Genomic DNA, 24,502 nt, shown 5'->3' with positions numbered 1-24,502 from the left:
CTTAGCTAAATTGCTCTTCTTCGGTAGAACCGGTTAACGCGGTTACTGAAGATTGACCACCTTGAATCACGTTGGTTACTTGATCAAAGTAGCCCGTACCCACTTCTTGTTGGTGAGCTACGAAAGTGTAGCCTCGGTCAGCAGCTTGGAACTCTTTCTCTTGAACCATGTTCACGTAGTGCTTCATGCCCTCGCCCTGCGCATAGTTGTGGGCAAGATCAAACATGTTGTACCACATGTTATGAATACCAGCTAAGGTGATGAACTGGTACTTATAACCCATGTCGCTAAGCTCTTGCTGGAACTTAGCAATGGTTTCATCATCTAGATTCTTACGCCAGTTAAATGATGGTGAACAGTTGTACGCTAACAGCTGACCTGGGTGCTTAGCATGAATAGCTTCGGCAAATTTGCGAGCTTCTTCCAAGCAAGGTGTTGCAGTTTCACACCAAATTAAATCGGCGTACTCAGCATAAGCTAGGCCTCGGCTAATCGCTTGGTCGATACCCGCACGTACTTTGTAGAAGCCTTCAGCAGTGCGTTCGCCTTCTACGAATTCGGCATCGTAAGGGTCTACATCTGAGGTAAGCAAGTCCGCGGCATTAGCATCGGTACGAGCAATCACCAAAGTAGGAACACCGGCAACGTCAGCTGCAAAGCGTGCTGCAACCAGTTTTTGAACCGCTTCTTGGGTTGGAACCAATACTTTTCCGCCCATGTGACCACATTTTTTAACTGAAGCAAGTTGATCTTCAAAGTGAACACCAGCAGCACCCGCTTTAATCATGTTCTTCATTAATTCAAAGGCGTTTAGCACCCCGCCAAAACCCGCTTCTGCGTCGGCAACAATTGGTAAGAAGTAATCTAAGCCACCATTTGCAGGAGACAGACCATTGGCCCATTGAATTTGGTCGGCACGTTGGAAAGAGTTGTTAATGCGCTCAACCACTTTAGGCACGGAATCTACTGGGTATAGCGATTGATCAGGGTACATACTAGAGGCAGAGTTATTATCGGCGGCAACCTGCCAACCCGACAAGTAGATAGCTTCGATGCCCGCTTTAGCTTGCTGAACGGCTTGGCCACCGGTTAAAGCGCCTAAACAGTTAACATAACCTTTTTTAGCTTGGCCGTTTACTAAGGTCCATAGCTTCTCGGCGCCACGTCGAGCAATGGTATTTTCAGGGATAATAGAACCACGCAGTTTCACTACTTCTTCAGCAGTATAAGGACGCTTAACGCCTTTCCAGCGAGGGTTCTCTGCCCAGTCTTTTTCTAATGCTTGAATTTGCTGTTCTCTTGTTAATGTCATGTTCAATCCCTCTTAGACTCTATTCCTCGATACAAGTAGCTTGTATCACTCATTCACGTAGTTTTTTGGTACCGCTATTTGTGCGGTTACTCTTTAATTAATGCCAAGCAACACAGGCTTGGAAAATACAACTCGATACTTTTAACTTTTGCTTTTTTTGTCTAAAAGTACCGAGCTAAGTTTGGAGCGCCGTATCAGCATTATTGTTGCTTTTGACTGTGGCTTTTGCTCCTTGTCTAGCCTTGTTATTAAGACAGTTGGCCACTGCTTATTAACCTGGTCGGCTTTATTTAGCTAAGTGCTCACCTGTTTGTAAATTGCCACTGTATCTCACGTAAATTGCGACCCAAACATGTAGCTTTTACGTAGTTGTAATTACAGTTACAAAAATAAAACAGCCTCAATGATAAGCACCTAACCTTGTCTTAAATCGAGAAATAAATTAAACAACTGTTTAAAAACCTCCCCAAGACCCTGTTTTTTATAACACCCAAGAAAACAAAAGCAAAGCTTTATTTAAAGTATTAACTCTATTTTATTAACAAATAGTCAACCTTTCATTTACTACCTTTGTCGAAAAAAGAAATTTAATTACGTAATATAAAAACAAGTTGACGAACAAGTAACCCAAAACCCCGAACCTAATTGACGCTTACGTAAAGGTAAATAACTTGACTAGCTCTCATAGAAGGACAATTAGACGAAAGTTACATTATATTTAATAAGCACTTACAAGCTGTTTTAAACAACAGTTTAAAATTATATTAACGGTGTTGTTTTCGCCAACTAAGCAACTAATGATACATAAGCGGGAAAAGTTGTTATTAAACAGAAATGGATTTTTGAAGAGATCAGACCAGAGAAACGAAAAAAAATTAAATATTTTTCTCTAAAAACTAAAAAAGCTGGCCAATCGCCAGCTTTTTTATCACTTAAACCTTAGCCTTAAAGCAGCTTTTCCACTTCATCTCCGGCTAAATGGCGAATATCTTTACCTCTTACGAAGTAGATAATGTACTCAGCAATGTTTTGACAACGGTCGCCTACTCGCTCAATAGCACGTGCAGCGTTTAAGGCATCTAGCACTTGAGGAATAGAACGAGGGTCTTCCATCATATAAGTCATCAACTCACGAATAAGGCGCTCGTATTCTTTATCCACCTTTTTATCTTCTTGGTGAACACTCCACGCCATTTCTACATCCATACGTGCGAAACCATCTAACACGTCATGCAGCATTTTGGCGGTGTGCTGGCCCAAGTGCTCTAAGCTACTTAGAGACGCCTTAAGCGGTTTATCCATGTTTCGCTCAACCATACGGGCAATGCTTTCTGCTGCATCACCAATACGCTCTAAATCAGCAATGGTTTTAATAATCGCCATTACAATACGTAAGTCACTAGCTGCAGGTTGGCGCTTAGCAATAATGCGAGTGCACTCTTCATCAATAGCAACTTCAAAAGAGTTTACTTTGCTGTCGGTACTAATCACCTTGCTCACTAACTCTGCGTCAGGTCGGCTTAACAGGCTAAGGGCGTCAATCAGTTGCTGTTCAACTAAGCCACCCATTGCCATAATTTGGTTGCGCACATGATCCAGTTCAGCATTAAACTGACCAGATATGTGTTTGTTCATGTTTAACTTATCCATATCTTTTCCTCAGCGACGGTTGGGTTAACCGTAACGGCCTGTAATGTAATCTTCGGTTTGCTTCTTCGCTGGTGTTGTAAACAAGGTATTGGTATCAGCATATTCCACCATGTCGCCCATATACATAAAGGCTGTTTGGTCTGATACTCGCGCAGCTTGTTGCATGTTGTGAGTTACAATCACCACGGTGTAACGACTCTTAAGGTCGTTAATCAACTCTTCAATCGTCAATGTAGAAATTGGGTCAAGTGCTGATGTAGGTTCATCCAATAATAGCACTTCAGGCTCAATTGCAATGGCGCGGGCAATCACCAAACGCTGTTGCTGACCACCAGATAAACCAAAAGCATTCTCGTGTAAGCGGTCTTTTACCTCTTCCCACAAGGCTGCACCACGTAGTGAGCGTTCTACGGCTTCATCTAATACGCGGCGATCTTTAATACCTTGCAGGCGTAAACCATATACTACATTCTCGTAAATAGACTTTGGGAATGGGTTTGGACGCTGAAACACCATACCAACGTTACGACGTAGCGCAGCTACGTCTACGCTTTTATCGTAAATGTTTTGTCCGTGTAGCAAGATCTCTCCGCTAATTTTACAAATATCAACCAAGTCATTCATACGGTTAATACAGCGCAATAAGGTTGATTTACCGCAGCCCGATGGGCCAATAAAGGCGGTAACTTGCCCTTTAGGGATCTTCATCGACACATCGAACAAAGCTTGTTTGTTGCCGTAGTAAAGATCCAGGTTCTTTACTTCCAATGCAGTTTGCTCTGCAGTTAAGTTAGCCAAATCTAATTTAGTATCTCGACTATTTTCTGTATTCAAAGAAATCATTTTTTTTCCTACAAATTGCCGTTAGCTTATTGGTCTAACGTTTTAAACTTTTCGCGTAAACGGTTACGGATTTGGATGGCTGCTAAGTTTAAGCCAATAATAACCGTTACCAATAAAAATGCCGTGGCGTACACCAAAGGTCGAGCTGCTTCTACGTTCGGGCTTTGGAAACCCACATCATAAATGTGGAAGCCTAAGTGCATGAACTTGCGCTCAAGGTGAATGAACGGGAAGTTGCCATCAAGCGGTAATGTTGGTGCTAGTTTCACTACACCTACTAACATCAATGGTGCTACTTCACCGGCTGCACGGGCTACCGCCAAAATAAGGCCAGTCATAATCGCCGGGCTCGCCATAGGAATAACAATACGCCACAGCGTTTCTGCTTTGGTAGCACCTAAAGCTAGTGAGCCTTGACGCACCGCACTAGGAATACGCGACAAACCTTCTTCGGTAGATACAATCACCACTGGCAAGGTAAGAATAGCTAAGGTTAGGGCTGCCCAAATTACACCAGGTGAGCCAAAAGTTGGCGTAGGTAGTGACTCTTGATAGAACAAGGAGTCAATACTGCCACCTAGCATATAAACAAAGAAACCTAAGCCAAATACACCGTAAACAATAGAAGGTACACCAGCTAAGTTAATTACCGCGATTCGTATTAAGCGAGTAAAGCTGTTATTGCCGGCATATTCGTGCAAGTAAATGGCGGCTACAACCCCTAAAGGCGTAACAATAACGGCCATCAACATCACCATGAATACCGTACCAAAGATAGCTGGGAATACCCCGCCCTCGGTATTAGCTTCACGTGGCTCAGACACAATAAATTTAACCGCTTGATGCCCCCAATGTGCTAGTTTTTGGAACCAGTTCATCTCATTTGGGAAGAACACATCCAATACATTATCCATTGGAATTGTCACCAACTCACCGCGCATATCACGGATAATTAATTGGTCACGGCGTGCTTCATCACGGTAAGCAAATAGTTGCTTCTCGAGTACCAAGTAGTCTTGATGCAATTGCTCGGCGTCGGCTTCAATACCGGCTAAGCGTTCAGGCGTTAGCTCATCTGCCAGTTCATACTTGCGCTGCTTTAAACGTAAACGCTCTAGGCTGTAGTTAATGCCACCAATATCATGACGCTGCAGCGAGTCGGCTTGACCAATAATGCCATTAGAGCGTTCTAACAACTTAAACAGCTTTTCGTGGTCAGCATCATCAGCAGCATTAATGGTGGTGTCACCTTTAACAATACCTTCAACGTAACCGTAAAAGTTACCGTTAGTGCGACGCTCAACTACCGCAATGCCTTCAGGCTGCTTTTTCGATAAGATTTCATTCTCGGTTAACCAACGAAAATCTAAGTTTACGTATTCACGGTTACCAGTCTTAATCAAAAAGCGTTCTACAAAGTCGCCATCTAAGCCTTCTAAATTTGCACCAGAGGCTTTTAAGCGCTCAATAGGCACAAGCTCGGTGTCATACAACTCGCCAATCACAGTTTGAGTTTCACCAAACTGTTTGACTTCCATTTCAAGTACAGGACTTGGCCAGAAATAGACCAGACCGCGTGCGGCAATTAATAGCAGCAATCCAATCACTGCCACTAAACTTATGCTTACCGCACCCGCTGTCATCCATATCCACGGGTTACCTGATTTAAACCACTTATTCATCGGTTAGTTCCCATATCCCTATTTACAGCGAGCTGTATTTGTCGCGCAGACGTTGGCGCACAAATTCAGCAATGGTGTTAAATGCAAAGGTAAATACAAACAATACAAAGGCTGCTAAGAACAGCACTCGGTAGTGAGAGCTTCCCACTTCTGACTCTGGCATCTCTACCGCAATGTTTGCCGACAAAGTACGCATGCCTTGGAAGATACTCCAATCCATTACTGGTGTATTACCGGTAGCCATAAGTACAATCATGGTTTCACCCACTGCGCGACCAAGGCCCATCATTACTGCCGAGAAAATACCCGGGCTAGCAGTTAAAATCACCACTTTAGTAAGGGTTTGCCAAGGTGTGGCACCCAATGCTAAAGAGCCATTACTCAAATGCTTTGGCACCGAGAAAATCGCGTCTTCTGCAATAGAGAAAATCGTAGGAATAACCGCAAAGCCCATGGCTAAACCCACCACCATAGAGTTACGTTGGTCGAAGTTAATGCCTAGCTCGTTGGTTAGGTATAAACGAGCATCGCCGTCGAACATCCATTGCTCAAGCGCTGGGCTAATTTGGATACAGCCCCAGCCAATAAACAAAACAACTGGAATAAGTACGATTGCATCCCAACCTTCTGGTAGCAACTGGCGTACTTTCTTCGGCATTTTTGACCAAGCAAAAGCAGTGAGCAAAAAACCTACCGGTAGCAGCAACATAATGGCAATTACGCCAGGCAAGTTGTCTTCAATTAATGGCGCTAACCATAAACCCGCCAAAAAGCCCAAAATTACCGTAGGTAAAGCTTCCATAATTTCTACGGTAGGCTTAACCACTTTGCGCAGTGGCGCTGACATAAAGTAAGCAGTGTAGATAGCCCCAGCTAAAGCAATAGGCGCTGCAAACAACATCGCGTAAAAAGCGGCTTTAATGGTACCAAAAGAAATTGGCACTAAGCTGAGCTTAGGCTCAAAGTCATCACTGGCTGAAGTTGATTGCCATACATATTGCGGCTCAGGGTAACCTTCGTACCAAATTTTGCTCCACAAGGCGCGCCACGTTACTTCTGGGTGCTCGTTATCTACGTGATAAAACTCAAGACCGTTTTCGGTCTCAGTAAGTAGACCACTGGCTCGCGGAGAGAAAGCTAAACTAAAGGCTTTAGCATCGGTCATTTCACGAACTAAACGGCCACCGCCGGTTGTGTGGAATAAGGTAATAGAACCATCTTCCCCACTTACCGCAAAGCCCTTACGGAAGTACTCAACGCCAATTTCGTTTACTTTAGCGCCTGCATCAAACTCACGAATTTGTGTAAGCTTACGTACTCCATCTTTTGCAACATCAAACCACTGGCTTACTTTGCCATTGTCGTTTGCAACAATTAATGAACTTGCACCGGTTAGTAAGGCAATATCAGTGACATTGCTGTCTGTGCTATTAATAAAGTCCACTGAATTTAAGCGCACGTTATCAATATCTGAGATATTGTAGTTAGCCAACTGATTGCCGTTACGAATGTATAAACGGCGTAAGTCTGGCGTTACCAAAATTTGATCGATGTTACTTGGCAAGCTAGGAATATCGGCCTTTTCGGGCAGCCATTCCAAAGACTCACTAAACATGTCTTCTTCGGCTTCGTAACGAACCAACAAGCCTCGGCCATCGGCGGTAACTGCTGCCACCACTGCCGACTCTTCTTGACGCTCAAAAGCCAACTGCTCAATGGCTTGGCCTTGTGGGTCAATAACTAGCGCTTGCTCGCCCATCGGGTAAGCTATGCTTGGCGTAATTAAACGCTTGTCGTTAGGGTAACTAATACCAAATTTAGGTGAAACTATATAAGCCAAGCCATCACTGGTACCGTAAGCCACCAAACCTTGGTTTGGCACTGTGCGGTCTGACGCAGTAATGTCTGCTTCAACTTGATAGTCTTGAAACTCGCGCTGGCTATCGATTAGGTTAAAAAAGCTTAACTGCCCGTCTTCATTAAAGCGGTAGGCAATTTCGTTTTGCTCCTCAACACCAATAGCCACTGTGGCACTGCTATCTTGTAACGGAATCGTTTTAGATTTTTCTAAACTCGCGCCGTAGAAGATAGGTGCAACTACATATAATAAATAGAAGAAAATTAAGATCAGTGCTAATAGAACAACAATCCCGCCAGCACTTACGCTGTAGCGGGTTAGTCGGTCCTTAATTAGCCGCTGAGCACTACTATTAAATGACACTGACTGCGTCATATATCCCTCACAATTTAATAGGTCTGGCGAAAGTATATGGCAGTTTTATGACAGTATTGTTACAGGGTGAAATACTAAAAAAAAAGTCACAATTGGGTGGGATAAAAAACGTTCACCAACTATGATTAACAAGTGTATGTTACATTTGTATGTACCTAATATTACAAAGAAATTATATTGCATGCTTGGCTGGCTTTTTACCCAAGCGCAGCTTTTAGTAGCTTCCTAATTACTTAAAAGCTATGCATACTTTAAACCCTCGGAAACATCGCTAATAGTTTGCAGTTATAAAACTATTGTGCGCTAGGCTATGGAGTAACAAGATGAAACAACTCGTGGTAAGTGTAATTGGCAAAGACCGACCTGGTATCGTTGATCAATTATCCTCATTAGTCGTTGAGCACAAAGGTAACTGGCTAGCCAGCAGCCTAACCGAACTTGCTGGTCAATTTGCCGGAATATTGCACTTAGAAGTTGATGAACAGCACCTCGACGCACTTAGCCATGATCTACTTAACCAAGAAAACCTTTTGGTAAATATTGCAGAGGGCGATAGCAGTAATAGTGAAGAGCAACAGCAAGTAGCAATAACCGTTACCGCGAATGACCGTGTGGGCATTGTGCAAGAGGTGACTCAAGCCCTAAATACACTGGGCGTAAGCTTAAGCGAGATTAATACTCACGTTGCCAGTGCTCCCAACTGGGGAGGCCTAATATTTACCGCTAATCTCACAGTGCCATGCGCCGACGATGAACAACTGGGAGTAATTCAAGAGTCTTTAGAGTCACTAGCCGATGACCTGATGGTAGATATTGAACAAGACTAATCCCTTTTTAAGAAGTAAGTACTAAAGGTGAACAATGAGCGACAGTCTATATATAGAAAAAGAGTTAAGTTGGCTTTCGTTTAACCAACGGGTCTTGCAAGAAGCCCAAGACCATTCAGTACCGATTATCGAACGCGTTCGATTCTTAGGTATTTTTTCCAACAACCAAGATGAGTTTTATAAAGTAAGGGTTGCCGCCTTAAAGCGCCGTATCATCCTTAACGAACTTAAATCTAAAGATGATGGTTCAATCCAACTACTCAGTGATGTACAAGCCAAGCTGGCAGAATTACAGCAAGATTTTGACGATACCTATCGCGAAATCATTCTCACTCTTGCTCGTCGAAACATCTTCTTAATTAATGAAGACCAGCTTAGCGACAACCACCAAAACTGGGTAAGAAAATACTTTAAAGACAAGGTACTGCGTCATATTACACCGATCGTATTAACTAAACGTACCGACTTGGTTCGCTTTTTAAAAGACGAATATACCTACCTTGCGGTAGAAGTAAAAAAGGCAGATAAAGAAAGCCACCTATTGATTGAGATCCCAACCGACAGCTTACCGCGTTTTGTGGTACTGCCGCCCGATGGCTCAAAAACACGTAAAACCTTAATCATTTTGGATAACATCATCCGCTTCTGTTTAGATGATTTGTTACGAGGGTTTTACGAATATGATTCCGTTGCGGCCTACTCAATCAAAATGACTCGAGATGCCGAGTACGATCTTACAGACGAAGTAGACCAAGGCCTGCTAGAAAAAATGTCTGAGGGTATTAAGCAGCGTTTAACCGCCGAACCGGTGCGCTTTGTTTACGATAGAGAAATGCCCAACAGCATGGTGAAACGTTTAAGTAAAATGCTGCACATTTCTAAACTTGACCACAGCGTAAGTGGTAGCCGTTACCATAACTTTAAAGACTTCATTGGTTTCCCAAATGTGGGCAGAAAGTACTTAGAAAATCCTAAGCTGCCTGCTCTGAACTGCCGTGACTTCGACAGCTTTGATACGGTATTTAACGCCATTAGCGCGCGAGATATTCTACTCTACTACCCGTATCATAAATTCCGTTATATTTCGGAGTTTGTGCGCCAAGCGTCTTTTGATCCCAAAGTCACCAGCATCAAAATCAATATCTACCGTGTGGCGAAAAAGTCTCACTTAATGAACTCGCTGATTGATGCCGCTAACAACGGCAAACGAGTTACTGTGGTTATTGAACTACGCGCTCGTTTTGATGAGGGAGCCAACATTGGCTGGGCACAAATGCTCACCGATGCTGGTGTAAAAGTTGTCTTTGGTGTTCCTTCGCTAAAAGTACATTCAAAGTTATTATTGGTAACCCGCAAAGAAGACGACCAACGGGTGTATTACAGCCATATTGGTACCGGAAACTTCCACGAAAAAACGGCCAAAATTTACACCGACTTTGCGCTGTTCACCAAAAACCAAGAAATTGGCCAAGAGGTGGAAAACGTATTTCGCTTTATTCAACAGCCCTATCGTCGTTTTAAATTCCAGCACCTTATTGTATCGCCCAACGATACACGCCGACGCTTGTTTAGCTTAATAGATTACGAAATCAATCAAGCTAACGCCGGAAACCCTGCGGCAATCACGATTAAAGTGAACAACTTAGTCGACAAAGGCGTGGTCACTCGCTTGTATGCGGCCAGTAAAGCTGGGGTTAAAATTCGTATGATTATTCGGGGCATGTGTTCATTAGTGCCGGGGCTTGAAGGCAACAATGACAACATAAAAATCATCAGTATTGTTGACCGCTTCCTTGAACATCCGCGAGTATTCCACTTCCATCATAGCGGCGAAGATCAGGTTTATATTGCCTCTTTTGACTGGATGACCCGTAACATTGAAGAGCGTGTTGAAGTTGGCGTGCCAATCTACAACGATGAGCTAAAACAGCGGGTGATTGACCTGTTAGACCTACAGTTTGCTGACACCACCAAAGCGCGCATAATCGATGCCAAGCAGCAAAACCAGTATGTACAACGTGGTAACCGCCGTAAGATCCGCTCCCAAGTTTGGACTCACGATTACCTAAAGGCGATTGAATCTAAACCTCGCCGTAAAGTTGTAGAAGAAGATAATCCCTAAGCTTCTCACTAAGCAAAAGGCCGCTAATTAGCGGCCTTTTTTATTTAGGGCGGATCAGGCAAGCTTAGCGAGTTGGCTCTAATTCGTGGCTCAATTGGGCTAAATACGCCTTCATAAACTGGCTGCGTTGCTCCGCTTCACGTTTAGCCGCGTCGGTATGCACAGTATCCGCAATATTTAGCAACTTAGTAAAAAAGTGGTCAATGGTATATTGGCTGTCATCCGGCTGCCGTGCCTCACACATTGGGTCTACATCACAATAAAGTGTACGTTGAAGGCTAGCACCTACTTGAATACAGCGACTAATACCTATGGCACCTAGTGCGTCTATACGGTCTGCATCTTGGACAATCTTTGCTTCAAGGCTTGTTGGCTTAATATCTGCGCTGTAACTATGGGCTTCTATTGCATGATGAATTTCACTTAAGTAATGAGTTGGGTAAGCAATTGACTTAAGAAAATCAACTGCCTTATTTGCCGCTAAACTAGAAGCCTGCCTGCGCTGAGGGTGGTTTTTAGGCAGTGATACACAATCGTGTAACCAAGCTGCTGGAACCACTACTTCAAGATTGCCCTCTTCTTGTTTACACAGGTAGGTAGCCAATTTAACGACTCGCTCAATATGGTCGATATCGTGGGCAGTATCACTGGTCTGCAGCCCCTGTAAAAACTGTCTGCAATGAGTCTCTAATTGCTTAATCATAAAGCTCAGAATAAGAGGTTAGTTAATGGGCGTAAACTACCCAAAAGCCCATTTCGAGTCAAAGCTACTAGATCAATTCTTCTCGGTTTCATCATAACTAAAGCAAGTAAAAGCCCGCTCAACTTTACGCGATTAAAGCTAGAAAAAGTGTTTACACAAATAATTTTATCATTCATTATTTAATGATAATCGATAAATAAATATCTTTTATCAGGAAAACTGCCTATATGGAGAAGCAAGGGTATGCAATCACTAGAAGCAATTAGTATCGTTGGTAAACGGATGCGACTAATGCTATGGGGCTTAGTTGCCTTAATTTTAATTTGTTTGGTAGGCTTCCCTAGTGAACTGGGCTTAGATATTGAACCAATGAAACACAGCCCTTGGGTATTTAGTTTTCACACGGTTATGGAAATGCTGTTTGGTTATCCCGAACTTATCTTAGAGAACGGTCAAATCATCGACAATGACCTGCATTTTGCTCCCGCTGAACCACTGTCACTCACTATGCGCCTTGTTGCAGTGGCTATATTTTTCACCACTAGCCTCATTATGGCTTGTTTGATTTGGCAAATTGACCGTTTGTTCTTAGCCTACAGTAAAGGCAAGGTTTTCACTCAAGAAACCACTCGCAGTTTTCAATATATTGGCTGGGCATTGGTTGCGCTGTTTACAGTAAACAGTATTGCGAGCTATCTCATCGAGCAATTAGTGTTTCCTATGGAAATGCCGATTGGCTTGCCTTTCCCACCACCTCCAGAAGATGTATTTGGCTTTATGCCACCGCCGCCTCCAGAACACCTATTTGGCCTTATTCCACCGCCTCATGAATGGGTAAGCTTGGAGTATATACAGTTAGACTTCCCATTACTTCTAGCAGGCTTGTTTATGATTATGGTCGCCCACGTGATGAAGTTGGGCATGCAAATTCAAGCCGATGTTGACGCAACCATTTAGCAGGAGCGAGCAATGACGATAGTAATTAATCTAGACGTAATGCTAGCCAAAAGAAAAATGCGTTTGAACGATCTGTCAGACGCTGTGGGCATATCCGTTCAAAACTTATCGATTTTGAAAACAGGCCGCGCCAAAGCCATTAGGTTTTCAACACTAAGCGCAATTTGTCAGGTTTTAGAATGCCAACCTGGCGATTTACTCGAGTATCAGCCGGAGCAAGATGCTCGCTAATTCGATAAGACCAAACAGCAGAATTCAATAAAGTCACAAGGAACTAAACATGAACTACCGACTTAAACAAAACCTAAGACTGTTCGCACCTGTTCTTGCTTTTGCATTCTATTTTTCGGGTTTGCACGCAGAAGAAGTTCGCAATCTAGAAAGCTTAAGCGACCCGTTTGTAGTAGTAGATTATGATGCTTCGATCGCTAACCTACCGAGCGATAAACAAGCTCTTGCAAGAGACTGGCGAAAGCAAATGCTCGCGTTAGAACAGCAATTAGAAAGTGCTGAAAACAGCGATAAACTCAAAGTAAACGTCACCTTCAATACACTTTATCAGCAGTTAGATCAGCTATTCGCTGATAACCAAACTGATTTGATAAAGGTAAATGTCCTAGCAAACTTAAGTAACGAAGAACAATTACAAGCTTTGGAGCTATGGCGAGATATCCAACTTAAAGAGATAGATCTGCTAAGTCACAATTATAGTGAAACCGAAGAACAAGAATTGTACAAAAAATACGCGAAGCTAGACGCAATTTTAGCTTCTATTGATTAGTTAAACTATGATATTGCAATAGAAGGAATGTTCGATTACACATCTTCTATTAGCCTCTAGCCAGCGTGAAATATAGCGATTGCTAAGATACCCAAGCAATCGCTTATAAAGCTGCATGTCATTGTCCAAGCCCTCTTTTCACAAAGCCTTTACACTTTCTCACAAGTCAATTTCGTTATCTCACAAGACGTTGAATTTCTTCGCTTAGTTTGACCAGTTCTTGAGTTTTTACTATTCGATTTGACCTTAAAATTATATCAATCCAATACTAAGGCGTAACAAAAAATACACATTAGAATCACGTTGATAAACGTGCTCTTTAACGAGTGGTATGGTCACGCTACAGGAAATCATGTGTGGCTAGTTCGTTGGTAACTTTAACGGAATAGGGACACCTAAATGAAAACTCCAATGTTAGCGCTAACATTAACCCTTAGCTCTTTACTCTTAACCGCTCCAAGCACGGTAAGTGCGGCAAGCATAGGCAAAACCATCTGCGATCCAGCAGCGGATTCCGGCAACGGGTATGGCTCTGGTTACTACGGCGGCCACTTTTATTCATGGTTTGAATTAAGCCAAAACAACATTAAAACCTGTGATGTAAAAATTGGTTTTTATAACGATGCCGGCCGCCACTATCGCGCTGAATGGAATATGGCAAAATCTTGGGGTGAAGATGCCATTGGCGGACTTGGCTGGGATAAAGGGGCGAGATATCGCAAGATTGGTTACAACGTTGGCGAGCTAACCAGTAACTCCAATATTCAAAAAGCCTTAGTAGCCCTATATGGTTGGTCATGTAGTGGCAGTACCTCGCAAGAATACTATGTTGTAGATACTTGGAAGGGGCCTGGGCAATTTGTACCTTGGGATGAAAATGCTGGCGCGCCGGCAAAAAGCAAAGGCACTGTTTACGCCAATAATGCCACTTACGATGTATACCTTGTAGACCGCAACGGCGCACAATATTGTGGCAGCGGAGAAAACCGAAGCTTCAAACAGTTTTGGAGCGTACGCCGTTCACCCACTGCCCACGGAAACAACCAAGAGCTAAATTTTGGCCCACATGCCAACCGCTGGGATAATTCTGATCTAGGCTTTAAAACAGATGGATTAGCCAACGGTTACCAAATCTTAGCCATTGAGGTGTTTGGCGATGCAAACATCAATCACAAGGGTGCTGTAGACCTATCGCTTTGGTTGCGATAGTGCCTAACTAAACCTAATACGAAGCTAAGTGTTGTGTAACGCTTAGCTTCGAAACGCATGGCAGGAAGCAATTATGAAGACTTATGGATGGATACTCTCTTTAGCTGGCACCTTTATCGCGGGCTACCTCGTTGCTGTTATCTACCATCCAAAGCCGAGCGCTGGGGCTTTCTCTCATGAAAACTCACAAACTGATTTAGCAACACTGGAAAATCCTGTAAATAGCAGTGCTAAAAATACAGATTTATTATTTAGAAATAGTAACTTAGAAGATAATTTCGCCAATCAGCCTGTTAGCAAACCAGCGCAGGTTCACGTTAAACACACTCCAGATAACATAGCGCTAAGCAACAAAGCACAGAATGAAGCTAAACCAAATAAAGCAACCCAGTTTGATGCACTAAAGCACGCTATACAAAATAACCCTGCAAGCTTAGCGAGCTCAATTGAGCAACTAGCCGTGCTTAACGTAGATAACCCTGACTTTGATTTACTACTCTCTGCTATTCAAAGCAGCGCTATCCCAAACAGTAAGCAAGCCTTGCAGGGCTTAGCAGAGCAGTACGCCATGCTAAATGATGCCCAGTCTCAGCAGAAGTTTCTTTCGCTGCTAAGCAGCGCTTCGGAAATTAAGTCTCCGCTGCTGGTAAAAGGCTTGGTAGACCTAGCAACACTAGAGCAAACCGATACCAATACACGAGTAGAAGCCTTAAGTTTGTTAAAGCCTTATCAAATCTCAGATCCAGAACGACAAGTAATTACGAGTGAATTGGCACAGCAAGTGTTAACAGCCAATGCTGATGAAGCAGAAATGTTGCTATCTCAGCTCATGCGCTTTAGCCACAATCAACAGCGCACTGTTATTGCCAGTGACATGCTTTATAACAGTTCACAAGCAATCCAACTAGCAGTACTAAACAACATTAATAGCGGCAGCATTCCTGCAGCGGAAGACTTGAAAACCAAGCTATTAGATATGGCCAGCGCTCAACAAGATTCCTTGTGGTTTGAAGCACAACAAACCCTACTCACCTCTTTTGATTTAAGCCAACAAGAATACGCACGCCTTAGCGCTAACTAACTTAGCTTAAGCTTGGCGCGTTACTTTAATCAACATCGCGGTTTCTGGATCCATAATGGGTAACTGTAAGCCTAAGTTCATTAAACTCTCACCGCTAAGCAAACATGTTTTCTCAAGCCAGTTAGGAAATTTTTTCATAATGTGTTTAAAGTCTGGTTTATCCAATACTTCAACTTTATAAAGGGCTTGAGGCTGTAAGTTGATTAGCTTTAGTCTGCCCGGCAAAGTGTAAGCTGGCATAGACAACTGCACCGCCCAGTAAACGCCTTCGCCTTTATCTTGGTCTAACACGCCATAAGCTTGCCAGCTATCATCACTAGCATTTAACTGATGAAAAGTGCCGGAATGCAGCAAGGGCCTCAGTGATTTATGTAAGGCAATATAGTGCGCAAACTGCTCTCGCTCTTTGGCATCAACTGCTACTGGATCTAACTCTACGCCCATATGGCCAACCAATGCGGTTACCCCCCTAAACCCAATGCTATGTTGTCGATAGGTGGTGTGGCTATGGGCAGGGCCAATATGTGAGCCCATCACTTCTGGTGGGAAAAAGTACAACATCGCTGGCTGCATAATTTGTCGCTCTAGCGCGTCATTGCTATCCGAAAGCCAGAATCGATGGCTGCGTTTCAGTACTTCGTAGTCAATGCGACCGCCGCCCGAGGAGCAGCTTTCGATTTCCAGCTCGGGGTGGCGTTTAGCCAATTCGTCCACCAAGGCATAAAAGGCTTGTGTTTGACCATGCACCGCCGCTTCTCCTAAGTGGCTTGGTTGAACTAGCTCGCGGTTCATGTCCCACTTAATATAGGCAATAGCATACTCACTTAACAGGCTATCTAAGCGCTCAAGCAAATAGGCAAACACCTGAGGATTTTGCAAATCGAGTACATATTGGTAACGACCCGTTTTTTGTTGATAACCGGCCTGCCCCAATACCCATTCAGGGTGTTTACGGTACAAATTTGAGTCAGGGTTAACCATCTCTGGCTCAAACCATAAACCAAACTCCATGCCCAATGCATGCACATGGTTTATCACTTCGTCTAAGCCTTGCGGATATTTTTGGCTATCTAAAAACCAATCCCCCAAGCCTGCTTTATCGTGCTCTCGACCAATAAACCAGCCATCATCAATAATAAAGCGCTCTACACCAATATCTGCTGCTAAGCTGGCCATTTGCTTAATGTAAGCGGGATCGTGGTCAAAATAGATCCCTTCCCAGGTGTTAAGGTGCACCGGTCTTGCTTTATCTGCTTCAGGAAAGCGAAGGATGTGACTACGCACATAATGGTGAAAGTTAGCGCTCATTGCGTTTAAGCCAGTGCTGGCGTAAGTCGCCATCAACTCTGGGGTTTGGTAACTTTCGCCTTTAGCCAAACGAACTTCACCACTAAGCAATAACTCTTCGGCTTGTAACCAACGTCGCCCATCGGTTTTAACACCACTTTGTATACGGTGATTACCACTCCAAGCGAAATGAAAGCCAAACACTTCTCCCACTTGGTGAGAAAAACCTTTGCTGCCAATAATCGCTCCCGGAAAATACTGGTGTGAAGTACGCCCACGACGGTTTTCTTGACTAATTATTCCCCGCTCCAAGGGCTGACGGTGTTGCTGAAACTCTTTAGTCCAGCGGCCATGTAATGATAACAGTTCATCACAATAGGCTGGCAAAGGCAGGGTAAGCGCCAAACGCTGTAAGTTATAAGCTTGTTCGCCATGGTTAGTTACCTTACTTTGCAAGGTAAGCACATCACTCGCCTCATCAAGGCTTACACTCAAACTAAGCGCTAATTCTGCACGGCTATCTACGGCTTCTACAATTAACTTGCTATGACCTTCAAGGGTAGCGTTAGCGGTAAAGCTTGGGCACCAATCTTTACCGGCGCGGTTTCCCTCTAAGCCTGGGCTAGAGAACCACCCTTCACTGGCCTCTGGGCAAAGGGTTAACGGCACGTCTTCGTCTAGGCTTGCTTCAGGCACCGGCCGGCTAATGGCATCCAGCAAGGCTTCATCGATTGGGCCATTAAGCTTTGCGCCCCAATAAATGACTTCTGGTAGGCTGTTGGTCTGCTTTAACAGCAAGCTACTGCTTCGCCCGAATAAATGAAACAAGCTCATAGCAACTATCCTTGTGCGGTAAAATCAATGTGGTAGCTAAAGTAGTTCTCTAGTACCTGATGTTTAGGGTGTACCGAAGGACTCCAAGAGTCATCTCCCCCCACTCCTTGATGGGCAACATCTAAATGTACAAACACACTACCACTGTCTTTAAGCTGATAATTATGTGTTGCGTCGCTTAAGTCTTGCTGGCTAAAACGACTCGCTGTCATTTGCAAATTTGGTTGGCAGTGCAGCTCTACATTCAACTGCTGTTCATCCTTAAGAGACAACTGCCTGACCTCTCCCCTTCCGCCATTTTCGCTGGGGAAAATATAGGGGGTATGCAAGTTATCGATAGTTTCACTATAGCGGCTGACAGTAGCTGCGGCTAAACGGTCTCGATAATTTTCATGTGGACCCAAACCAAACCACGACAACTCACTAAATTGTTTGTCTAGGCTTAAGCTAAGCCCTACCCTTGGCAGAGGCGGCAAGTAAGCTGCAGCGTTCACCTCACAATCAAAAGCCACCTTATCGGCGCTAATCACATAACGGTGTAACACCTTAAAAGCGGTTTTCTGCTGATGGCGATACTCGCTGCTGCATTCCACAAGCCAGCATCCGTTGCTAAGTTGAGAGAAATTAAAATCTAAAGCTTCACGTTTTAATTGATGAAGACCAGCGCTTTGCCAACGGGCAATCCACGAGTTGGGATCCATTTGGCTGGCTTCGCTTACTCCAATATCATTATCGAGCGGAGCACGGTAAAAATTATCAACCGGTGCGGCGGTAAACAACTGCTTTTCATTTACCGTCCAAGCTAGCCATTGCGCGCTAACACAATCAAATTCAAGCAGCTGCTTTGAGCTCTCAAAGCGTATTCTGCGATCTTGCTGAGTGCATTTAACTTCAGCTTTATTTAATGGTTTAGGGCTATTTAAACCGCCAAAGGCTAACTTAAATTGTTGTTTTGCCAAACTATGGCCAGCCGGTGCCCAAGCAGTAGCCTGTTTCAGTTTAATGTTTATAGTTAGCCAGAACTCACCACTAGTTTGGGTAGTTAAATCTTGCATGGCTGCCTTTGGCAAACACATTATTTGCTGCTCACCAGCTTGTAAGCTTAAGCTAAACTCGCCTTGACTAAATAGCTCGCCATTGCGCTCTATTCGCCACTCCCCTGCGGTGTTACTACTATCATTTACTAAATGTTCATTGCTGATTAACACCTCGCCCTTGGCTAGGTTTTCTGCATTTATCTGCCAGTATTGCTGTAAATACTTAATTTCATACAAACTAGGATGTGGGCTGCGATCTGGGAAAATCAGCCCGTTAATACAAAACTGGCGATCATTAGGTTGGTCGCCAAAATCGCCCCCGTAGGCCCAGTAAGTTTCTCCAGAATCAGTTTGCTTGGTTATACCTTGGTCAACCCAGTCCCAAATAAAACCGCCCTGCAAGCGAGGATGCAAACGAAATGCTCGCCAGTACTCTTCAATACTTCCCAGGCTGTTGCCCATTGCATGGGCATACTCACACAAAATAAGCGGACGCTGTTCGTTAGGATCGGCAATATGTGCGGTAATCGCTCGCTTGGGGATCCCCTCTCCTGCGGTATCCCAATCTACCCGGGCATACATTGGGCACAAAATATCAGTAGCGGGAGTATCGGCCCCACCCCCTTCGTATTGAATCGGGCGACTTGGATCTGCTTGTTTCAACCAGCCATACATAGCATCGTGATTACAACCATAGCCAGACTCATTGCCTAAAGACCAAATAATGATCGACGGATGGTTTTTATCACGCGCTACCATGCGGGTTACTCGCTGCATGTAAGCATGCATCCACTGCGGATCGTCCGACAAACGTTTCATCGGAAACATGCCATGGGTTTCTAGGTTGGTTTCATCAACTAACAATAATCCGTATTCATCACAGAGCTCATACCAACGTGGGTGATTAGGGTAATGCGCGGTGCGCACAGCATTAAAGTTGTTCTGCTTTAGCAACTTTATGTCTTGCAACATGCTGGCTTCGGTCATTACGTGGCCAAGCTCTGGGTCATGTTCGTGGCGGTTTACCCCTCGAATTAGCACCGGCTTGCCGTTGAGTTTTAATAAACCATCGCTAATTTCTACGCAGCGAAAGCCCACCGAGCTTTGTTCCACTTCCAGTAAGTTTCCTTTAGCATCCAATAAACTCAAGACCGCTCGGTACAAATTAGGTTGTTCGTCACTCCACAGCTTAGGTTCAATAACATCGCTGCTTAAAAAAATGCGATCGGCAAAGCCGCCTTTTTCATCTACAGACAAATTGTTGGTGGATTCTCGCACTGGGGTAGCGAATACCGCGCCATCACCGTCATAAAGCTGCAACTCAATTTGGTAGCCGTCTAACTGCGCTAAACTAGCCCCAGCCAGTTGAACCTCTACTTGCAACTGCGCATCTCGATAACAAGCGTCTAGTTGGGTATTGATGCTAAAGTCTGCAATATGAACTTGCGGCTTAGCGTAAATGCTCACGTCACGAAAAATGCCGCTTAACCACCACATATCTTGATCTTCTAGGTAGCTTCCGTCACTCCAGCGATAAACAATCACACACAGTTGGTTGGTCCCTTCTTGTAAAAAAGGCCCTATATCAAATTCGCTGGCTAAACGGCTATCTTGTCCGTAACCCACTTGTTGGCCATTTATAACTACGTGAAAGGCAGAGTTAACCCCTTCAAAACGCAAACGCACTTGTTTATTAGCCCAAGCAGCTTGGTAGTTAAATTCTGTACGATAAACCCCCGTAGGGTTATCACTAGGCACATAGGGAGGATTTACTTCGAAGGGGTAAATGACATTGGTATAAATGGCTTTATCAAAGCCCTGTAACTGCCAATTACCAGGCACAGCTATACTTTTCCAACTACCCTTGCTGCCAGCAATTAGCGCATCACTCAATTGCTCAGGCTGTTTGAGCAAACAAAAATTCCACTGCCCATTTAAACTGAGCTGATGCTCTGCCTGTTGCAGATTTAAGGCTGTATCTAAGCCACTATATGAAGCTAAAGGTACATGTGAGGGTAAGCGATTACGCTCAGTAACAGAGGGATTTTCCCAATCTTTTTGGGCTAACAGTGTGGCGCTTACTCGCGTCATTCTTATCTCCATAAACCAAGTAGTACAATGTAGGCGCTTGTTATCTAACTGCTAAGCCCTAACGGGCGGATATACCAATTACAGTGATAACAGTTTATTGGCTGATTTTAGTTGGCCTATCTCCGCAAAAATGAGAGCGTACTCACGAAAGCAGGAAAACGTTTACACAAAAGTAAATGAAATGTAACTACTAGCGAGTAGTTACATTTGGTTTAGTAGAAAAACAAAGCGTAAAGCGCTTAGGAAATCTGGGGATTTTTGCGTGCTAGTCGCGCACTCATCACCCCAAGAACAGCAAGTATGAATATGCCAAAGGTACTTGGCTCATTGATACGCGTGATAGAAGGATCGGAAGGGTCTCGCGCCCAAACATTTAAGTGCGATATAGCCTGGGCACTATTCCCATTCGGATTAAGAAAATCCCCAGTATTTAAACTACCAGATAGCTTATACGGGGTATTAAAGTTTAAACTTGAAGCGGGGTAGTCACTTAGCTCCTGAGCAAAAATATCGATAAAGTCAAAGTCGTAAAGTATAAAACCATTACCCGCTTTTATAGAGAACACAAGGTGGTCGAAAGTCGCCTCACCTAACAACTGAGATACTTGGTCGATAATATTTGGATCGGTTTCTATAACCCAATCTACTGCCTTGCACTCGCCGTTATCATCATCCACACAAGTAAACGTCATGTTTAGTAGAGCGTCGATATCAAGGAATAGTCCACCACTGGTAATAGGCCCTGCCTGATCATAGTTCACCGCTAATTGGTCATTCTGCCCTATCGCGCCACCTACACTAGCCAAGTGAATCCAGCCGGGGTCATCGGCAATGCCTGCAGGAAAGTCATCCAAATTTTGCAGCTCTTCTGGTTCAATAAAAAACAAAGAATCATCAGGCCCATACTTAGTATTGAGCAAGCCATCGTCTTTTTGACCAATATTCACCTGGGGATCGTTGGCGTTGCCGTCATCATTTCCATCAAACACCAAACAAGCACTGGCAGAATAAGATGGATTGACGCCTCCTAACAATTCACTTGCCTCTCCTGATTCCATAATAGAATTTAAGGTAGCACGAGAGGGGTCACACACTCCGCCCACCACGAAGCTTGTTACTGGTGTAGCCCAAAGGTTGAAGGAAGATAGAATGACAAAGAAGCCGGCCACAATAGGCAAAGTTTTCATAAAACTAACGCTCTTTTTGGTATAGCCGATACTGATAACGATACCAATAAAGTCCCATTATTAGTGATATCAAAGTAAAAGCATAAACTAAGCCACCAGTTATAAGTAACCTCATTTCAATAACTTGAATTGTCCAATAAAAAATCAAATTATCAGCATGTAAAAAACTTGGACAGTTGTAACAACTATTTTACACTGATAATTTTATCTAATAATCAGTTACTTACTAATAAGATTTAGATAGAGCGAACACACTGCAATTGCTACACTGCGGCAAAGAATTGCAATAGGAAAAACAATGACCACCGTATACTACCTACAACAAACTCAGCTTGAGCAACTCAACGCTAAGCCCCTTCCAGAACATGTAAGAATTGAAGAAATAAAAACCAATCAGGCTGAGCTTAGTCGCCAGTTTTATAGCGAAGTAGGAAAACACTGGCAATGGAACGATAAGCTTGTGTGGACAGAGCAACAGTGGGTCGACTATACCCAGCCAGCAAACCTACGAACCTTTGGCGCCTATTCAGATGAGCAATTTGTTGGTTACTTTGAACTAAATAAACACCAAGATAACAGCGTAGAAATCATCTACTTTGGTCTAGATAAAGCATTCTTTGGCCAAGGCCTAGGCGGCGGTTTACTCAGCCAGTGCATTAAAACAGCATGGCAATGGCAAGCAACACGTGTATGGGTACACACCTGTGATTTAGACCACCCGGCAGCACTTGCCAACTATAAAGCTCGAGGTATGGCGCTTTATAAAACCGAGCTTGAAGAATAAAATTGGCGTTCATCTTAAATCGATGAACGCCAACTAATAAGCTTTGTTAAACTAAAGCTGTAGGTAGCTTAAATCTAGCTGTTCACCATCTACTGGTGGGCACCAGTAATAAGCGGTGCTTAATGGGCGGCTAAATTCAAACAAGCCATCTTCAATACCATCTTCACAACCCAGCATACGTTTTAGCTGCGCCTCAAAAGGGTAAAAGCTGTTAGCAAAACACACAAAGTTTAAACCACAATCTTGCTGCTCTATCCAAGGTAAACTGCGGCGTAACATAAAGGCTTCTGGAGTAAAGCTCTCTTGAGCCGTGCGACGTACGTGAGCTGAAGGTGGCGACTCAGGAAACTCCACATTATCACTTTTGCGGCGACCGATAATATCATCTTGATGTTTGCTAGGTAGGCTATTGAAATGTTTGAGTTGATGTTGCCACTTTTGCACCGCTAGCATGCTTGAACCAGCAATGCCCTTCTCGCCAGTTAAGGCTACCACTTGCTCAGCGTTGTCTTCTGGATTTTCTGTGCCATCTACGTAACCCGATAGATCTCGCCCTTCTCGGTGACAAAAGCCATCTACTTGTTCGTTTAAACTAAAGCTTGGCAATAAAACATCTAACCACTCTTGCACACGCAGCATCACTTCACCAGGATCGCTGCCACTTACTCGCAGCCATAAATCATCTTGGTTAGCTGGACTGGTGCGTTTTGGCCCTTGAATACTCTCGGCACTCTTTACACCTTCTACTACAGTGTTATTCATAGCGAGCAATGGCTGGCCAAAACCAATCACCGAATCTTCTGCTCGGTAAAGCGCTTGAATTTGACTTAAACAATCAGCTAGGGCCTCACGGTCAACGAGACTAAAGCGTAAAAAACTAGCATGATGCTGTTGAGACTTAAGAATAAGAGGTTGAACTAACGACATAAAAATTTCTCATTTAACAATCACTGGCTAGCAGTATAAGTAATTTTGTCGGGAAGTAATTTGATACGGGGTAAAAAAGTTTTTAAAACGAAAAATGCCTGATGCTTTTAAGCTATCAGGCATTTTAGAACATTTGACTCATAGTGTATTCTCGCTCAGTTGACTGTCACTCTCTCGGCATTGCGAAAGGCTAAGTGCTAAGCCCACATGTTCAAATGTGAGGATTAACGGTGTAGGTTGTTAGAATCTGTTGCTTTGTAATCCGCAGCTTTAGTGAAATAGTAAGTTGTATATAAAGAACCAAAGTAATCAAACATAGTGTTTCTCCTAGAAATCAAAAAGTGTGAACCAGCTCACGGAAAGAATAATAATGTGACACGCATCACATTGCAAGCTTGTTTTAGAGTTTTTGCTGAAATAATTTGTTCAGGAAACGAACAAGACGGTAAGCGCGGGGAAAAGAATAAAAAATGCCTGAAGGAGCGAGCTCGTTTCAGGCACTGGGGTTAACTTGATTCATTACAATTATCTCTGCTGTCGTTTATCTTGCTCTAAGCACCCGAAACGAACATAAGTTGATAATGCTGAACCAATGATCGGATGAAGAACCATATATCCACCTTTAACGAGTCTTAACGGTGAATATCTTTGCGAGTTTCGCAATAAAAGTTGTAATCATCAGCTTTAGTAAAATAATACGACGAGTAAAGTGCGCCAAAGTAATCAAACATAATCTTTCTCCTAAGTATTTAATATCATTAGTGTCTCAAATCAAACGTGATCCAAGTCACATCTATAATTTAGTGTGACACGAATCACATTTCAAGTGACAATTTCATTAAAACCTAAGTTCACCTAGATATGTTGCTGAAAGGATTTTCACCGCTACCCAATCACTATAAATCACTAAATAAACTCTATTCTCAAAATTTACCACCAAAGCTAAAACGTCGCC

General features: G+C 43.5%; 18 protein-coding genes. 8 read left to right on the top strand and 10 right to left on the bottom strand.

Features of this window, described 5'->3' with window-relative positions; genetic code table 11:
* Position 1 precedes the first annotated feature (1 nt).
* From aceA to OV592_RS07795, 5 genes are all read right to left on the bottom strand, one after another.
* The gene (gene aceA, locus OV592_RS07815; RefSeq protein WP_016401737.1) at positions 2–1,312 is read right to left on the bottom strand and encodes an isocitrate lyase; all 1,311 of its coding nucleotides are present in this window, start codon (positions 1,310–1,312) and stop codon (positions 2–4) included.
* Between the two features lie 945 nt (positions 1,313–2,257).
* Positions 2,258–2,962 carry a phosphate signaling complex protein PhoU gene (gene phoU, locus OV592_RS07810; RefSeq protein ID WP_016401739.1) on the bottom strand — a complete coding sequence of 235 codons (705 nt, stop codon included), beginning with the start codon at positions 2,960–2,962 and terminating at the stop codon, positions 2,258–2,260.
* Positions 2,963–2,986: 24 nt separating this feature from the next.
* On the bottom strand, positions 2,987–3,805 hold the full coding sequence (gene pstB, locus OV592_RS07805; RefSeq protein WP_016401740.1) for a phosphate ABC transporter ATP-binding protein PstB: 819 nt from the start codon (positions 3,803–3,805) through the stop codon (positions 2,987–2,989).
* Positions 3,806–3,831: 26 nt separating this feature from the next.
* Positions 3,832–5,487: a phosphate ABC transporter permease PstA gene (gene pstA / locus OV592_RS07800; protein ID WP_406610994.1), complete on the bottom strand. Its 1,656-nt coding sequence runs from the start codon at positions 5,485–5,487 to the stop codon at positions 3,832–3,834.
* Positions 5,488–5,509: 22 nt separating this feature from the next.
* Entirely contained in the window at positions 5,510–7,720 is a 2,211-nt protein-coding gene (locus OV592_RS07795) for an ABC transporter permease subunit (protein ID WP_406610993.1), read from the bottom strand.
* A gap of 323 nt (positions 7,721–8,043) precedes the next feature.
* On the opposite strand from OV592_RS07795, the gene OV592_RS07790 reads away from it, so the two are divergent.
* Both OV592_RS07790 and ppk1 read left to right on the top strand, forming a co-directional pair.
* Positions 8,044–8,547 carry a glycine cleavage system protein R gene (locus OV592_RS07790; RefSeq protein WP_406610992.1) on the top strand — a complete coding sequence of 168 codons (504 nt, stop codon included), beginning with the start codon at positions 8,044–8,046 and terminating at the stop codon, positions 8,545–8,547.
* A gap of 34 nt (positions 8,548–8,581) precedes the next feature.
* On the top strand, positions 8,582–10,669 hold the full coding sequence (gene ppk1, locus OV592_RS07785) for a polyphosphate kinase 1 (protein ID WP_406610991.1): 2,088 nt from the start codon (positions 8,582–8,584) through the stop codon (positions 10,667–10,669).
* Positions 10,670–10,733: 64 nt separating this feature from the next.
* Here ppk1 and OV592_RS07780 read toward each other — a convergent pair whose 3' ends face one another.
* The gene (locus OV592_RS07780) at positions 10,734–11,372 is read right to left on the bottom strand and encodes an HD domain-containing protein (RefSeq protein WP_406610990.1); all 639 of its coding nucleotides are present in this window, start codon (positions 11,370–11,372) and stop codon (positions 10,734–10,736) included.
* 243 nt (positions 11,373–11,615) lie between these two features.
* Here OV592_RS07780 and OV592_RS07775 point away from each other — a divergent pair, with 243 nt between their 5' ends.
* The 5 genes from OV592_RS07775 (at position 11,616) to OV592_RS07755 (ending at position 15,400) form a co-directional block, all read left to right on the top strand.
* Entirely contained in the window at positions 11,616–12,329 is a 714-nt protein-coding gene (locus OV592_RS07775) for a DUF2975 domain-containing protein (protein ID WP_016401746.1), read from the top strand.
* 12 nt (positions 12,330–12,341) lie between these two features.
* Positions 12,342–12,560 carry a helix-turn-helix transcriptional regulator gene (locus OV592_RS07770; protein WP_016401747.1) on the top strand — a complete coding sequence of 73 codons (219 nt, stop codon included), beginning with the start codon at positions 12,342–12,344 and terminating at the stop codon, positions 12,558–12,560.
* 49 nt (positions 12,561–12,609) lie between these two features.
* Positions 12,610–13,110 carry a hypothetical protein gene (locus tag OV592_RS07765; RefSeq protein WP_406610989.1) on the top strand — a complete coding sequence of 167 codons (501 nt, stop codon included), beginning with the start codon at positions 12,610–12,612 and terminating at the stop codon, positions 13,108–13,110.
* A 399-nt stretch (positions 13,111–13,509) separates the two neighbouring features.
* On the top strand, positions 13,510–14,319 hold the full coding sequence (locus OV592_RS07760; RefSeq protein WP_016401749.1) for a glycoside hydrolase family 11 protein: 810 nt from the start codon (positions 13,510–13,512) through the stop codon (positions 14,317–14,319).
* 73 nt (positions 14,320–14,392) lie between these two features.
* Positions 14,393–15,400, top strand: coding sequence for a hypothetical protein (locus OV592_RS07755; protein ID WP_406610988.1), 1,008 nt, complete (start codon positions 14,393–14,395; stop codon positions 15,398–15,400).
* Between the two features lie 6 nt (positions 15,401–15,406).
* Here OV592_RS07755 and OV592_RS07750 read toward each other — a convergent pair whose 3' ends face one another.
* The 3 genes from OV592_RS07750 to OV592_RS07740 all read right to left on the bottom strand — a co-directional run bounded on the left by OV592_RS07750 (position 15,407) and on the right by OV592_RS07740 (position 21,836).
* Positions 15,407–17,521, bottom strand: a complete 2,115-nt coding sequence (locus OV592_RS07750; protein ID WP_406610987.1) for an alpha-galactosidase — start codon at positions 17,519–17,521, stop codon at positions 15,407–15,409.
* Between the two features lie 5 nt (positions 17,522–17,526).
* Positions 17,527–20,649 carry a beta-galactosidase gene (locus OV592_RS07745; protein WP_406610986.1) on the bottom strand — a complete coding sequence of 1,041 codons (3,123 nt, stop codon included), beginning with the start codon at positions 20,647–20,649 and terminating at the stop codon, positions 17,527–17,529.
* 239 nt (positions 20,650–20,888) lie between these two features.
* Positions 20,889–21,836, bottom strand: coding sequence for a hypothetical protein (locus OV592_RS07740; protein WP_406610985.1), 948 nt, complete (start codon positions 21,834–21,836; stop codon positions 20,889–20,891).
* 298 nt (positions 21,837–22,134) lie between these two features.
* On the opposite strand from OV592_RS07740, the gene OV592_RS07735 reads away from it, so the two are divergent.
* Entirely contained in the window at positions 22,135–22,620 is a 486-nt protein-coding gene (locus OV592_RS07735; RefSeq protein ID WP_406610984.1) for a GNAT family N-acetyltransferase, read from the top strand.
* A 51-nt stretch (positions 22,621–22,671) separates the two neighbouring features.
* Here OV592_RS07735 and OV592_RS07730 read toward each other — a convergent pair whose 3' ends face one another.
* Positions 22,672–23,547 (bottom strand): Dyp-type peroxidase, encoded by an 876-nt coding sequence (locus OV592_RS07730; protein WP_406610983.1) that lies wholly within the window; start codon positions 23,545–23,547, stop codon positions 22,672–22,674.
* Positions 23,548–24,502: the final 955 nt, after the last annotated feature.

This window comes from Agarivorans sp. JK6 (assembly GCF_045277145.1).
Lineage (GTDB): Bacteria > Pseudomonadota > Gammaproteobacteria > Enterobacterales > Celerinatantimonadaceae > Agarivorans > Agarivorans albus.
Note: the sequence above shows the minus strand (reverse complement) of the source record. Positions and strands in the feature narration are given on the sequence as shown.